The organism is Pseudomonas sp. B28(2017) (assembly GCF_002113025.1).
In the GTDB taxonomy this organism is placed as follows: domain Bacteria; phylum Pseudomonadota; class Gammaproteobacteria; order Pseudomonadales; family Pseudomonadaceae; genus Aquipseudomonas.
The window spans coordinates 191,164-204,735 of sequence record NZ_NEJH01000007.1 but is presented as its reverse complement, the minus strand read 5'-3'; the positions used below and the strand labels follow the sequence as shown (position 1 = coordinate 204,735).

The 13,572-nt window shown below is 60.0% G+C and carries 12 protein-coding genes; 5 read left to right on the top strand and 7 right to left on the bottom strand.

All coding sequences use genetic code 11. The features are described 5' to 3' along the window. Positions 1–31: 31 nt before the first annotated feature. Positions 32–1,240, top strand: a complete 1,209-nt coding sequence (locus tag CAF65_RS19035) for a DSD1 family PLP-dependent enzyme (RefSeq protein ID WP_178076721.1) — start codon at positions 32–34, stop codon at positions 1,238–1,240. A 101-nt stretch (positions 1,241–1,341) separates the two neighbouring features. Here the strand turns inward: CAF65_RS19035 and CAF65_RS19030 are convergent, their stop codons facing one another. Further along, positions 1,342–2,286, bottom strand: coding sequence for a transporter (locus tag CAF65_RS19030; protein WP_085717664.1), 945 nt, complete (start codon positions 2,284–2,286; stop codon positions 1,342–1,344). 208 nt (positions 2,287–2,494) lie between these two features. On the opposite strand from CAF65_RS19030, the gene CAF65_RS19025 reads away from it, so the two are divergent. The 3 genes from CAF65_RS19025 to CAF65_RS19015 all read left to right on the top strand — a co-directional run bounded on the left by CAF65_RS19025 (position 2,495) and on the right by CAF65_RS19015 (position 5,500). After that, entirely contained in the window at positions 2,495–3,535 is a 1,041-nt protein-coding gene (locus tag CAF65_RS19025; RefSeq protein WP_085717663.1) for an AraC family transcriptional regulator, read from the top strand. Positions 3,536–3,627: 92 nt separating this feature from the next. Next, complete coding sequence (locus tag CAF65_RS19020; RefSeq protein WP_085717662.1) at positions 3,628–4,515, top strand: Dyp-type peroxidase; 888 nt, start codon at positions 3,628–3,630, stop codon at positions 4,513–4,515. 16 nt (positions 4,516–4,531) lie between these two features. Beyond that, positions 4,532–5,500 carry a Gfo/Idh/MocA family protein gene (locus tag CAF65_RS19015; RefSeq protein WP_085717661.1) on the top strand — a complete coding sequence of 323 codons (969 nt, stop codon included), beginning with the start codon at positions 4,532–4,534 and terminating at the stop codon, positions 5,498–5,500. A 71-nt stretch (positions 5,501–5,571) separates the two neighbouring features. Here the strand turns inward: CAF65_RS19015 and CAF65_RS19010 are convergent, their stop codons facing one another. The 6 genes from CAF65_RS19010 to CAF65_RS18985 form a co-directional block, all read right to left on the bottom strand. Next, entirely contained in the window at positions 5,572–7,149 is a 1,578-nt protein-coding gene (locus tag CAF65_RS19010; protein WP_085717660.1) for an ABC transporter ATP-binding protein, read from the bottom strand. A 27-nt stretch (positions 7,150–7,176) separates the two neighbouring features. Continuing rightward, entirely contained in the window at positions 7,177–8,199 is a 1,023-nt protein-coding gene (locus tag CAF65_RS19005) for an ABC transporter permease (protein ID WP_085717659.1), read from the bottom strand. After that, positions 8,199–9,260, bottom strand: a complete 1,062-nt coding sequence (locus CAF65_RS19000; protein WP_085717658.1) for a microcin C ABC transporter permease YejB — start codon at positions 9,258–9,260, stop codon at positions 8,199–8,201. The genes CAF65_RS19005 and CAF65_RS19000 overlap by 1 nt, the downstream gene beginning before the upstream one ends. Further along, complete coding sequence (locus CAF65_RS18995) at positions 9,260–11,128, bottom strand: extracellular solute-binding protein (RefSeq protein WP_085717657.1); 1,869 nt, start codon at positions 11,126–11,128, stop codon at positions 9,260–9,262. Before CAF65_RS18995 ends, CAF65_RS19000 begins: the two co-directional genes overlap by 1 nt. A gap of 135 nt (positions 11,129–11,263) precedes the next feature. Beyond that, on the bottom strand, positions 11,264–11,545 hold the full coding sequence (locus tag CAF65_RS18990) for a peptidylprolyl isomerase (protein WP_007984657.1): 282 nt from the start codon (positions 11,543–11,545) through the stop codon (positions 11,264–11,266). Positions 11,546–11,652: 107 nt separating this feature from the next. After that, positions 11,653–12,534 carry a triacylglycerol lipase gene (locus CAF65_RS18985; RefSeq protein WP_085717744.1) on the bottom strand — a complete coding sequence of 294 codons (882 nt, stop codon included), beginning with the start codon at positions 12,532–12,534 and terminating at the stop codon, positions 11,653–11,655. A gap of 328 nt (positions 12,535–12,862) precedes the next feature. Here CAF65_RS18985 and CAF65_RS18980 point away from each other — a divergent pair, with 328 nt between their 5' ends. Further along, positions 12,863–13,507, top strand: a complete 645-nt coding sequence (locus tag CAF65_RS18980; RefSeq protein WP_256578665.1) for a hypothetical protein — start codon at positions 12,863–12,865, stop codon at positions 13,505–13,507. The last annotated feature ends 65 nt before the right edge of the window (positions 13,508–13,572 follow it).

The window sequence follows — 13,572 nt, the reverse complement described above, 5'->3', positions numbered from 1 at the left end:
CGGTGCCTTGTTGGTAGGGCTCGGGGCGTGGTTGCGACCGGGTGACCGGGGTGCGCCGTACAGCGATTACTTCCGTACGTTGAACCTCGAACTCAAGGACCATGGTCCGATGCGCCCGGTGATGCTGATCGACCTTGACCGGCTGGATCACAACATCGATGCAGTGATGCAGTCGGTCGAACGCGGCGGCAAACACCTGCGGCTGGTGGAAAAGTCGCTGCCGGCGCCGGGGCTATTGGCCTACATCGCCCAGCGCGCCGGCACGCAACGCCTGATGTCCTTTCACCAACCGTTTCTCAATCATGACGCGGTGCAGTTTCCCGAGGCCGACATTCTGCTGGGCAAGCCGCTGCCGGTGCGTTCGGTCGAGTTGTTTTATCAGTCGCACAAGGGGGCTTTCGACCCTTCTAAGCAATTGCAATGGCTGCTCGACACGCCGCAACGCTTGCAGCAATACCTCGCTCTGGCTAAGGGGCTGGGCACGCGATTGCGGGTGAACATCGAACTGGATGTCGGACTGCATCGCGGTGGCGTCAGCGACCTTGGCGTACTCGGGCAGATGCTGACGCTGATCAGCCAGCACCCACAGCACCTGGAGTTCGCCGGGTTCATGGGCTACGACCCGTTCGTGGGCATGGGGGTGCCGGGGATTCTGGGCTCGCCCGAAGAACTGTTCGCCAGGGTGATGGTGATTTACAACCGCTGCGTCGACTTCACGCGTCAGCAATACCCCGGTTTGTGGCGTGAAGGGTTGACCCTCAATACGGCCGGCAGCCCGAGCTATCGCATGCATGAGCGCGAGCAACTGAGCAGCGAAGTGTCGGTAGGGACGGCGATGCTCAAGCCCACTCACTATGACTTGCCGTCACTGGTGGAACATGTGCCAGCCGCGTACATCGCCACGCCGGTGTTGAAAAGCACCGGGGCGGTGAGTATTCCGGCGCTGGATGACAAGTCCGGATTGTTTTCCTGGTGGGACCCCAATCTGCGCGAGACGTTTTTTATCTATGGCGGTAACTGGATGGCGGAGTTCGAATCGCCGCCGGGGTTGCAGAGCAATGCTGTGTATGGCCGCAGCTCGAACCAGGAAATGGTCAATGGTTCGGCGGAGGTGGGGCTGGCGGTTGAGGATCAGGTGTTTTTGCGGCCTGTCCAGACGGAGTCGGTGTTGCTGCAGTTCGGGGATTTGCTGGCGGTTCGGGGTGGGAAGATTGTTGATAGCTGGCCGGTGTATTCCTGAAGGGTTTTCAGTGTATGTGCCGCAGCCTTCGCGAGCAGGCCCGCTCCTGCAAGGAACGCATTTCTACCTGTGGGAGCGAGCCTGCTCGCGAAGGGGGTCAATCAAAACGCATACGGAATACTGACCTTGGCCCAAAGCATTTCCCCTTCAGGTCGGTTTTCCACGTCAAACTCCTTGGCCCAGCGAATCTCTGCGCTGGCGTATTTGAGAAAGGTCCAGTGCAGCGCCGGACCAATCGCAAATACCTGGCCGCGCACCCCGTCGTTCACGTCCTGGCCATTGAACTGCACGGTGTGGCCAAACTGTTTGTCATCGGTGGTTTGCTTCAGGTAGTAGCCGTTCAGCCCGAGCATCAGGTCGTCGGTGATTTTGAAACTGGCTGAGTAGTCGAAGTGGAAAATCTGCCCCGACTTGTAATCGGTGTCCTTGTTTTTCTCGTTGAAACTGTACGTGGTCTTCATCGACACCTCGGTTCTGTCCGTCGGCAGCCAGGTGAAGGAGAACAACGGTTTGTAGGTGTAGAAGTTGTTGCTGGTATTGGCCAGGCGATCAACGCTGTATTCGCCGGTCGGCACGGTGACTTCAATGGCGGCACCGAGGGTCAGGTTCTTGCCCATGTCCCAGAGAATGATCGGCGCGATCGTGGTATCGCCCATGCCTTCGCGGGTGTCCTGCAAGCCGAACACCGCGACTTCCTGCTTGAGCCACGGTTGCGCGATGTAGCCGGCCAGCCGGCCGCCAAACACGCGTACCGGGCTGAGGTAATCCAGGCGCGGAATGACCGCCGTGGATTCGATCTCGACGTTTGGCACCTTGCCGCCGAGCGAGCTGATGTTCAGCTTCGTGGCTTTGTAGTGGTTGTAGTAGAGGTTGAACGCAACCATGTTGTCCGGAAGGCTGTCGGGCGAAAGCGGCAACATGAAAAAGCCGTCGGTGCCGGGGCCGATGTTGTCCACGCCAGCCTCGGTGGCCAGTGCCGGTTGCAGAGCACAGACGCCGGCCAGGCCAATGACCACTAGGGGAAGAGTCGTGCGGGTCGGGATCATGGGTGTTCTCATTATTATTGTTAGCGGGCTTTCTGGCGTCCATACGAGGGCCACAACATAGAAATAAGCTGTCTGCGCCCTGCAAGGCAGGGTATTGGCGGCCATTTAGGGGGGCATCTGCGGACAGCCTTTGAGCCCTGTGCTAACTTCCTTCGACATAACCGGTTACAAAAATAAGAATGCAGCTCGACCCGGAATGTATGCCCTCATGCAAATGAAAGTGACTGACCCCACCTTTGAACTGGCGCTGGTGTCGCCGTTTCTCCTGCAAACCCTGGCCGAAGTCGCCGAGCAAAAAGGCATCGACCCCGAGAGCCTGTGCCGAGGGTTGGGTTTTGACTTTGAAGACCTTCAGGACCCGGCGCAGCGCATTTCCTATCGCCAGGCCGTGGCCATGATTCAGCGCGCGCTCAAAGTCCTGCCCAATCAGGGGCTGGGCTTGTGGGTCGGCGCGCAGAATGTGCTCGGAACGCTGGGGTTGTTGGGGCATGTATTGTCGCTGTGCAAGACCTTGCGCGATGCCTTTGAACTCGGCATCCGCCATCAACACACCTCCGGCGGCATTGTCGTGTCGAGTGTGGAGGAGGCTGGGGAGCGGGTGTTTGTCGACGTTGAATGCCGCTTGCCGTTTGCCGACGTTCAGCTGTTCGCGGTCGAGGAATTTTTCGCCAGCCTGCTGGTGTACGGCCGGGCGCTGGTCGGGACGGATTTCAAACCGATGGCCGTGGAGTTCATGCATGCCGCGCCGGACTATCTCGGCGAGTATGTGCGCCTGCTGGGGCCTGACGTGCGTTTCGGTTGCCTGCAGAACCGCATGGTGATCGATGCGTATTGGCTGGACGTTCATTTGCCCAATCACCATTCCCTGGCCCTGCGTCAGGCAGTGAAATTGCTCGAACTGGAAGCTGCGCAGGTGCACCGGAAAATGGATTTGATCCAGGCGGTGGAACGGGCGATTGCCCGGGACCTGACCGAGGGCAGCCACATCGAGAAAATCGCCGGCGACCTGAACATGAGTAGCCGCACCTTGCGCCGCCGTCTCACCGAACATGCCCAGACGTTCGAGACATTGCTGGAACAAGTGCGCCAGGCCCGCACCATGAGCCTGCTGGCCAATCCGGACATGTCCATCGAACGCATCACCGAGGAAGTCGGCTACAGCGACGTGCGCAGTTTTCGCCGGGCTTTCAGGCGCTGGACCGGTATGAGCCCGAGTGCGTTCCGCAACGAAAGCTCCAGCGCGGTTTGATCGCCATGTGATGAGAGGGCTTCTGCAGCCTCTGACAGCACACAAACCCTCGTACTCCGGTTAAACTCCGAACTCTTTTTCGAGGAGTTCATATGAGTCATTACCAGCCGGGCATTCTCGCCACCCCCGTTCCGCCTCAAGCCCGCCATATGTTCTTCGCTCTCGAATCCGTTGCTGCTCTACCGACCGCGCTCGATAACCTGCAAGGCCTGGTGGACGGCAAATCGGTGGTGGTCGGCTTCGGTGAATCCCTGGTCAAGGCGCTGGATGGGCAGATCGAAGGCCTGCGCACTTTCCCGGCACTGACCGGTGTCGGCGTCGATAATCCGTCGACCCAACAGGCGCTCTGGTGCTGGCTGCACGGTGAAGACCGTGGTGAGTTGCTCAACCGCAGCAACGCCATCGCTGCAGCATTGGCCCCGGCGTTGCGCCTGGTGCAGATGAACGAAACCTTCCGCCACATGACCGGCCATGACCTGACCGGCTACGAGGATGGTACCGAGAATCCACACGACGAAGCCGCCGTGAGCGCCGCCGTGGTGGATGAAGGCGCGGACGGTACGGTGGGTGGCAGCTTTGCCGCGATCCAGCAGTGGCAGCATGACTTGAAAGGTTTCCATGCGCTGTCGGCGGATGAAAAAGACAACATCATGGGTCGCCGCTTGAGCGATAACGAAGAGATCGACGACGCGCCGGTTTCCGCCCACGTCAAGCGCACCGCCCAGGAAAGCTTTGCGCCTGAAGCCTTCGTGGTGCGCCGCTCGATGCCGTGGATCGAAGGTGACCGTGCCGGCCTGATGTTCCTGGCCTTCGGTTTTTCCCTCGATGCCTTCGAAGCCCAACTGCGCCGCATGAGTGGCCTGGAAGACGGCATCACCGATGGTCTGTACCGCATCAGCCGGCCGGTCACCGGTGGCTACTACTGGTGCCCGCCACTCAAGGACGGTCGACTGGACCTGCGAGCATTGCGCATCGGCTAAGAAGCAGGGAGAACCTATGAACGTGGTGCGCTGGGGCATGATCGGTTGTGGCAGTGTCGCTGAACGCAAAAGCGCGCCGGCCTTATACAAGGCACCCGGATCGGCGTTGGTGGCGGTGATGGGCCGGCGCCTGGAAGCCGTCACCGACTACGCCGCGCGCCACGGCATCGCTCGGGTTTACACCGATGCGCAAGCGCTGATCGACGATCCCGAGGTCGACGCGGTGTACATCGCCACGCCACCCGACAGCCATCACGCTTATGCCTTGCAGGTGGCTGCCGCCGGCAAGCATTGTTGCGTCGAAAAACCGATGGCACTGAACGCCGGGCAAAGCCGCGAGATGCAGCAGGTGTTTGCCGATGCGGGGCTGCATCTGTTCGTGTCCTATTACCGCCGTTCGCTGCCACGCTTCCGGCAAGTGCGGCAATGGCTGGAGGAGGGGCGGATCGGCGAGGTCCGGCACTTGAGCTGGACACTCACCAAAGCCCCGTCGACAGCGGATCGTGATGGCACCGATAACTGGCGCACTGACCCGGCGATTGCTGGTGGCGGCTACTTCGCTGACCTGGCCAGCCATGGCCTGGACCTGTTTCAGTACCTGCTCGGCGATATTGTCGAAGTCGCCGGGTTCACCGCACGGCAGGCCGGTTTGTACGCGGCCGAAGATGCCGTCAGTGCCACCTGGCGGTTTGCCAGCGGGGCGCTGGGGATGGGGTGCTGGAACTTTGTCGCCGATCGCCGTGAAGACCGGGTCGAAGTGATTGGCAGTAAAGGCCGGATCACTTTTTCAGTGTTCGATGAACACCCGGTCGAGCTGCACGCCGGCGAGCACCTCAGCCTGAGCATCGAGCATCACGCACACATCCAGTGGCACCACGTATTGGGCATGAATGCGCATATTCGTGGCGACGCGCAGCATCCGGCCGTGGCCGGGCAGGCGCTGAAGACTGATTGGGTCATGGACCAGATCCTCAAGCGCCACTGATGTACTCTGTGGGAGAGGACTTGCTCCGGGCGGCGTTCCGATGAAGGCCGCAACACCAGTTAACGGCAAAATTATGCCTGTCCCAGCATCGCCGCCGCCAACAGCTCCTTGGTGTACGGATGCTGCGGTGAGTCAAACACCTCATGGCTGGCGCCGCGTTCCACCACTTTGCCGTCCTTGATCACGATCATGTCGTGGGCCAGGGCGCGCACCACCGCCAGGTCATGGCTGATGAACAGATAGGTCAAGCCGTGTTTTTCCTGAAGCTGGCGGAGCAGGGCGACCACCTGTTTCTGCACCGTGCGATCCAGCGCCGAGGTCGGTTCGTCGAGCAGGATCAGTGCCGGCTTCAGCACCAGCGCACGGGCGATGGCGATGCGCTGGCGCTGTCCACCGGAGAACTCGTGGGGATAGCGATGGCGACTCTGCGGGTCCAAGCCGACTTCGCTCAGCGCCCGGATCACTTCGGCATTGCACTCTTCAGCGCTCAACTGGCTGTGCACTTCCAGACCTTCGCTGATGATCTGCGCTACCGACATGCGCGGACTGAGGCTGCCGAAGGGGTCCTGGAACACCACCTGCATCGTCTTGCGCCACGGACGTAGCTGTTTTTGCGTCAGGCCGTCCAGCGCCTGGCCTTGAAAGCGGATGCTGCCTTCGGAGTCGAGTAAACGCAGGATCGCCTGGCCTAGGGTGGACTTGCCGGAACCGGACTCGCCAACAATGCCCAGGGTCTTGCCGCGTTGAATGTTCAGGCTGATGCCATCGACGGCCCGCAGCCAGGTCTTGCGCTGAAACAGGCCACCACCGACGGGAAACCGCACCTGCAGGTTGTCCACCTCCAGCACGTTTTCGCGCGCGTCCCGGGGCAAGGCTTCGCCCTCGGGTTCGGCGTGCAGCAATACGCAGCTGTAAGGGTGCTTCGGTTCGGTGAAAAGGATTTCACAAGGTGCCTGCTCGACGACTTCCCCGGCTTTCATCACGCACACGCGCTGGGCGATGCTGCGCACCAGATTGAGGTCATGGCTGATCAGCAGCAGCGACATGCCCAGCCGCTGTTGCAGGGACTTGAGCAGCAGCAGGATCTTGCGCTGCACCGTCACATCCAGCGCGGTGGTCGGTTCGTCGGCAATCAGCAGTTCCGGTTCGCACGCCAGGGCCATGGCGATCATCACCCGTTGGCGCTGGCCACCGGACAATTGATGGGGATAGGCCTTGAGACGTTCCTCGGGTTTCTGGATGCCCACCAGGTGCAGCAGTTCAAGGATCCGCGCTTGCGCCGCTTTGCCTGCCAGGCCTTTGTGCACCAGCAAGGTTTCACCGATCTGTTTTTCGATGCTGTGCAGCGGATTGAGGGAGGTCATCGGTTCCTGGAAGATCATCGCGATGCGATTGCCGCGCAGTTGTCGCAACTTGCCGGTATCGGCGCCCACCAGTTCCTGGCCGCGATAGCGAATGCTGCCGGTTGTCTCGGTATCGGTCTGCGGCAGCAACTGGAGGATCGAGTGGGCCGTCACCGACTTGCCCGAACCCGACTCGCCCACCAGCGCCAGGCATTCGCCGGGGCGGATGTCCAGGCACAGATTGCGCACCACGGTCTGGCCGCTGAAGGCCACGCTGAGGTCACGGATTTCGATCAGGTTGGTCATCTCTACATTCCGAATCAAGAGCGCGGGTCAAGACCGCGGATCAAAGGCGTCGCGCAGCGCTTCGCCGATAAATACCAGTAAAGAAAGAATCAGCGCCAGGGTAAAAAATGCTGTCAGGCCCAGCCACGGCGCTTGCAGGTTTTGCTTGCCCTGGCCGATCAGTTCACCCAGGGACGCGCTGCCGGCCGGCATGCCGAAGCCGAGGAAGTCCAGCGCCGTCAGGGTGGAGATCGCCCCGGTGAGAATGAACGGCAAGTAGCTCAAGGTCGCGTTCATGGCATTGGGCAGAATGTGCCGCACGATGACTTTGCGGTCGGTCAGGCCCAGCGCGCGTGCGGCCTTGACGTATTCCAGGTTGCGCCCGCGCAGGAACTCGGCGCGCACCACGTCCACCAGGGCCAGCCATGAAAACAGCGCCATGATTCCCAGCAACCACCAGAAATTCGGCTCGACGAAGCCCGACAGAATGATCAGCAGGTACAGCACCGGCAATCCGGACCACACCTCCAGCAGACGCTGGCCGAGCAAATCCACCCAGCCGCCGTAATAGCCTTGCAGTGCCCCGGCCGCAATGCCGATCAGGGCACTGACAAACGTCAGCATCAAGGCAAAGAGGATCGACACCCGGGCACCGAAGATCACCCGGGCCAGAACGTCCCGCGCCTGGTCGTCGGTGCCGAGCCAATTGACGCTGGAGGGCGGACTGGGGGCGGGTTTGTTCAGGTCATAGTTGGGGGTGTCATCACTGAACGGAATCGGCGGAAACAGCAACCAGCCACCGTCCTGCTTGATCAGCTTCTGGACATAGTCACTGCGGTAGTCGGCCTGGAATGGCAGTTGTCCGCCGAACTCCTGTTCGGTGTGGCGCTTGAAGACCGGGAAGTACCACTGGCCTTGATAGCTGACCACCAACGGTTTGTCGTTGGCGATCAGTTCGCCGCCCAGGGTCATCAGGAACAGGCCGACAAACAGCCAGAGCGACCACCAGCCCCGACGGTTTTTCTTGAATCGCTCGAAGCGGCGACGCGCCAGCGGTGAAAGCTTGAGCATCAGGCGTTCCTCGCGGCGAAGTCGATACGCGGGTCGACCAGGGTGTAGCAGAGGTCGCCGACCAGTTTTATCAGAAGGCCGAACAGGGTGAAGATGAACAGCGAGCCGAACACCACCGGATAGTCCCGTGATACCGCTGCTTCGTAGCTCATGCGGCCCAGGCCGTCGAGGGAGAAGATCACTTCGATCAGCAGGGAGCCGGCAAAAAATACACTGATGAACGCCTGGGGAATGCCCGACACCACCAACAGCATGGCGTTGCGGAACACGTGTCCATAGAGCACCCGTCGTTCACTCAAACCCTTGGCCCGGGCGGTGACCACGTATTGGCGGGTGATTTCATTGAGGAACGAGTTCTTGGTCAGGATGGTCAGTGTGGCGAAACCGCCGATCACCAGCGCGGTGACCGGCAACACCAGATGCCAGAAGTAGTCGGCGACTTTGCCAACGGTCGACAGCGATTCGAAGTTGTCCGAGACCAATCCGCGGACCGGAAACCAGTTCAGCGAAGTGCCACCGGCAAAGACCACGATCAGGAACATCGCAAACAGGAACGCCGGCATGGCATAGCCGATGATGATCGCGGTACTGCTCCAGATGTCGAAATGACTGCCATGGTGCACGGCCTTGCGGATGCCCAGTGGAATCGACACAAGGTAGGTGATCAGCGTCGCCCAGAGCCCGAGGGAAATGGTCACGGGCATTTTTTCGAGGATCAGGTCGGTGACGGTGGCGCCACGGAAGAAACTCTTGCCGAAGTCCAGGCGCGCGTAGCTGGTAAGCATCAGCCAGAGGCGTTCGTGTGCCGGTTTATCGAAGCCGTACTGTTTTTCAATGTCCTTGATCAGCTGCGGATCGAGACCGCGACTGGCGCGGGACTTGCCGCTCATGGATTCGCCGGAACCGCCGCCGACCGTGGCGCCGCCAATGCCTTGCAGGTGCGCGATGGCCTGTTCGACCGGGCCGCCCGGCGCGGCTTGGACGATGACGAAGTTGACCAGAAGAATGATCACCAGCGTCGGAATGATCAGCAGCAGACGCCGCAATATGTAAGCCCACATCAGTGCGGCCCTCCGGGTTTGCCACGGCTGATTCGTTCGGCAGTCATCTGTTGGTTGGTCAATGGCGTGGTGCTCATTTCCCACCAGCTTTCGATGGCTTCGTCATTGCTCGCTTGCACGTTCGGGATGCCGAAGCGGTTCCACCACACTGTAGAGGTTCCCGGCGGGTAATAGTTGGGAATCCAGTAGTAGTTCCATTGCAGCACGCGGTCCAGGGCATGGGCGTAGTGCAGCATGTCGGCCTGGGTGTTGGCGCGGATCAGCCCGGTGATCAGGGTGTCCACCGCCGGGTTCTTCAACACCATGTAATTGTTTGATCCCGGGTCGGTGGCCGCCGCCGAACCGAAATAATTGAGCAGTTCGTTTCCCGGAGAAGTGGTGACCGGGTAGCCGGTGACGATCATGTCGTAGTCGCGGCTCATCAGGCGATTGACGTACTGGGACGAGTCGATGCGGCGGATGTTCAGGTCGATGCCGATCTGTTTCAACGTGCGTTTATAGGGCAACAGCAGGCGGTCCATGCCGTTCTGACTGACCAGGAACGTAAAGCTCAACGGCTCGCCGTCGGCATTGACCAGTTGGTCGCCATCGGGTTTCCAGCCGGCCTGTTCGAGCAAGTCCAGGGCCTGCAACTGCTTGTCGCGAATCACGCCGCTGCCATCGGTCTTCGGCGCCTCGAACACTTTAGTGAAGACTTCGTCGGGGATCTGCCCGCGCAACGGTTCGAGAATCGCCAGCTCACCCGCATCCGGCAGTTGCCGGGCCGCGAGATCGGTATTGGAGAAAAAGCTCTGCTGGCGGATGTACATGTCGCGCATCATCTGCCGGTTGCTCCACTCGAAGTCCCACAGCATCGCCAACGCCTGGCGCACGCGACGGTCCTGGAACATGGGCTTTTGCAGATTGAACACAAAACCCTGGGCTGGCTGCGGCGCTTCGGTGGCAAGGTGGGCCTTTTGCAGGCGACCGTCGCTCAGGGCCGGGCTGTCGTAGCCGATGGAATAGCCGGTGGCGGAAAACTCGCGATTGTAGTCAAAGGCGCCGCCGCGCAGGACCTGACGCGCCACGTCGGTATCGCCGAAGTACTCGATGCTGAAGTGATCGAAGTTGTACAGGCCACGGCTGACCGGCAGGTCCTTGCCCCACCAGTCGGGATTGCGCTCGAACGTGATGCTGCGCCCGGAATCGATCTTGCCGACTTTATAGGGGCCGCTGCCCAGCGGTGCTTCATAGCCGCCGCCACCGGCGAAATCGCGGGTTTTCCACCAGTGTTCGGGAAACACCGGCAGGGTCGCGATATCCAGCGGCAGGGTGCGATTTTCGTTGTTCCTGAAATCAAAGCGGATGCTCAGTGGCGATTCCACTTCGACGCCTTTGACGTCGGCGAACTGAGTGCGGTAACGCAGGCTGCCCTGGGTCATCAGCAGGTCGAAGGTGTAGCGCACGTCTTCGGCGGTAATCGGTTTGCCATCGGCAAAGCGCGCCTTGGGGTTGAGGTAAAAGCGCAGCGACAGGCCGTCCTCGGAACGCTCCATCTTCTCTGCCACCAGGCCATACACGGTGTACGGCTCGTCCAGCGAGCGTTGGGCCAGCGGCGAATAGAGCAAGCCGTCGATCTGTGTGACGCCGATGCCTTTGTCGATGTAAGGCAAGACATGGTCGAACTGACCGATTTCGATCGCCGAGCGCCGCATCGTGCCGCCCTTGGGGGCCTGCGGGTTGGTGTAGGCGAAATGACTGAAGCCGGCGGGGTATTTTGCCGGTTCGCCGTACACGGTCATCGCCGGTTGCGGTGCCGCATTCACACCCGCGGCACCCGACAGCAGGGCCACGGTCGTGAACAACAAGATAGGGAAAGCCAGTCGCATTGTCAGCCTTAGAGCCGGGTGGTCGTTAACCACAATTTGTACGCTAGCGGCGCGTCCCTCGCCAGCCGAATTACGTGTCGGAAACACAACGGCCCACCAAAAGGCAGGCCGCTGTGTGAAGAGCTCAAGCGTCGATCAGTCCTGACGGCTGGTCACTTCCAGCAGGTGGTAGCCGAATTGGGTCTTGACCGGGCCTTGGACCACGTTGATCGGCGCGCTGAAGACCACGGTGTCGAATTCCTTGACCATCTGGCCCGGACCGAACGAACCCAGGTCACCGCCCTGGCGGCTGGAAGGGCAGGTGGAATTTGCCTTGGCAACCTCGGCGAAGTCGGCGCCGGCCTCGATTTGAGCCTTGAGTTCGTTGCACTTGGCTTCCGAGGCAACAAGGATGTGACGGGCAGTGGCTTTAGCCATGAGAAAATACTCCTTTCAATACTCGATAAAGTGCTGAGCCTACCGGATTCAGTGAGCTATTTCTCCTCAAAGTTCCGTTCCACGCGGGATCCACGGCGGGTGACACCTCAAAGACCCGCGTCTTTCAAACGCTCGGCATGCTGGACATACAGTTCAATCGGGTCGACACCTGTGCGCAACTGTCCGGTCGGCTGGCCAATGGTGTCCAGATGATCCAGCGCATAGTCGGACCGGATAACCGTACCCAGATGGGAACTGAAGCTTCCGACCAAACCGTCGTTCTGCTCGCTTTCCGTGACGAAAAAACCGGAAAGGGCTCGGCAGAAGGCATGGAGCGGATCAAGCGCATTGAGCCCTTCTTCGAAAACATTCGACTGCAGCACGCCGCTCCACGAGTAGTAACGAACACCGTTGACCCGTTCGCGCCCCTCGCCACCCCAGGTGGTGGGCAGTCCTTGCGGGTATTTGTCGTTGAATGCGCCTACGCCTTCGGTGGTCAGCGCATTGAGGGCCGCAATGGCGCTCTGTGGTTGGTACTGATTGTCGCTTAATGTCGCGAGGAAGTCGGCGAAGAGGGTCACGACCGTCTCGGCCACATGTTCCGGCAGGCAGCCCGGTGTCAATGCCTTGCGCAGGAAATCGGCCAGTTCCGAGCCATGGTTCGGCCCGCTGACGGACGTCACCGACGCCACACTGTGTGGCGCAATCGCTGCGGCATAACGTGCGGTCAGTGCGCCTTGGCTATGGCCTATGAGGTTGACTTTGCGTGCACCGGTACCTTCCAGTACCCGCTCGATCTGCGTGAGCAATTGGCCACCGCGTACCTCGTTGTCATGGGCGGCCGACAAGTGGGGAACGAACACCCTTGCTCCGGCGTTCCTCAGCGCCTGCCTGATGTCGTGAAAAAGCTCGAACTTGCCAATTCTTTCGAAACCGAAAAGGCCGTGGACCAGCAGTATTGGATAACAGGTGTTTGCATTCCTTTGCATGTTCATACCTTTACGCAGAAGTTCATTGGGACTGCATGGCGCTTCACTCTAAAGCACTCGAGGTTGGCGCGATGTATGAAAAGTCCGCCGAAGCTTGCGGAAAGCGGAATAGAACAAGTACGAGTATTCAAGAGTGGCTGAGGCTTTAGTCGGAATAGTTTTACGAATTTTCACGACAATCAGGTTGCTACTGATCAAAGACCTACTTCGTATACATCGATTTTCCGAGCGAGCCGGAGAGGGAGGCTGACATCACGGCTGTTGGCCGTGAGATTAAATAGTCGCCGCTGACGGAAAAGCCGTCTTCAGGGTCTTGCCTTGCCCAGGCATGACCTGCGGCGACAAATTGCTATTGAGTTGGGCGGGGCTGGATGTCGATGGCCTCGCCTGCAATCATCAGGTGGCGCACTTTGTCAGTGAGGACCGGGTCGGCGAGGACGTCATCTTCACCGTGAGCAGCGCACATATCGCGGCGCTTGACGGTGGCTCACTCGGAATCGGTTGCTCACTCATGAGCACCTGTTTTGCCGGGCCTGTGAATTCCCATCGTTTGCAACTGAATTGCGTCAAACAAGCAGGGCATGGTCCCCGTTACTCTGAAGTAACGACATTGATGATTGGCAATCTGGAGCGGGGGGCACTGCCAGCACCCACTGTGCTGGAAGCAGGCGAAGGTTGGGTGGATCTGCTTGATGCGCAGGATGGCGTGACCATCGTCATCGAAAACACCAAGGCTGAAAAAGGGGAGCTGGTTTACCTGAAATGCGAGGGGGAGAAACTCAATCACTGTAACGACCGCGAAATAACCAGAGACGCCGTCGGCAAACCGTTGGTGTTCATAGTTCCCTACCGCTTCTGGAGCGAGCATCGAGATTCTGTGATCCGTGTTTCCTATTCCGTCGAGCGCCGTGATGACACTTGCCGGCAATCCGGGGTGACACTGGTGAAGGTGCAGTCCCTGATGGGGCATTGATTGCCATTTGCCCTCCAGTCTTCGCATGAAGGCCGGAGGGTGGATGGATGATGCTGATTATTGGG

Excerpts from the sequence above, each read along its gene's own strand:
- CAF65_RS19020 (WP_085717662.1), top strand. The coding sequence starts at position 3,628 with ATGAGTCATTACCAGCCGGGCATTCTCGCCACCCCCGTTCCGCCTCAA.
- CAF65_RS18995 (WP_085717657.1), bottom strand. The coding sequence starts at position 11,128 with ATGCGACTGGCTTTCCCTATCTTGTTGTTCACGACCGTGGCCCTGCTG.
- CAF65_RS19010 (WP_085717660.1), bottom strand. The coding sequence starts at position 7,149 with ATGACCAACCTGATCGAAATCCGTGACCTCAGCGTGGCCTTCAGCGGC.
- CAF65_RS18990 (WP_007984657.1), bottom strand. The coding sequence starts at position 11,545 with ATGGCTAAAGCCACTGCCCGTCACATCCTTGTTGCCTCGGAAGCCAAG.
- CAF65_RS19030 (WP_085717664.1), bottom strand. The coding sequence starts at position 2,286 with ATGATCCCGACCCGCACGACTCTTCCCCTAGTGGTCATTGGCCTGGCC.
- CAF65_RS19025 (WP_085717663.1), top strand. The coding sequence starts at position 2,495 with ATGCAAATGAAAGTGACTGACCCCACCTTTGAACTGGCGCTGGTGTCG.
- CAF65_RS18985 (WP_085717744.1), bottom strand. The coding sequence starts at position 12,534 with ATGCAAAGGAATGCAAACACCTGTTATCCAATACTGCTGGTCCACGGC.
- CAF65_RS19005 (WP_085717659.1), bottom strand. The coding sequence starts at position 8,199 with ATGCTCAAGCTTTCACCGCTGGCGCGTCGCCGCTTCGAGCGATTCAAG.
- CAF65_RS19015 (WP_085717661.1), top strand. The coding sequence starts at position 4,532 with ATGAACGTGGTGCGCTGGGGCATGATCGGTTGTGGCAGTGTCGCTGAA.
- CAF65_RS19000 (WP_085717658.1), bottom strand. The coding sequence starts at position 9,260 with ATGTGGGCTTACATATTGCGGCGTCTGCTGCTGATCATTCCGACGCTG.
- CAF65_RS18980 (WP_256578665.1), top strand. The coding sequence starts at position 12,863 with ATGACCTGCGGCGACAAATTGCTATTGAGTTGGGCGGGGCTGGATGTC.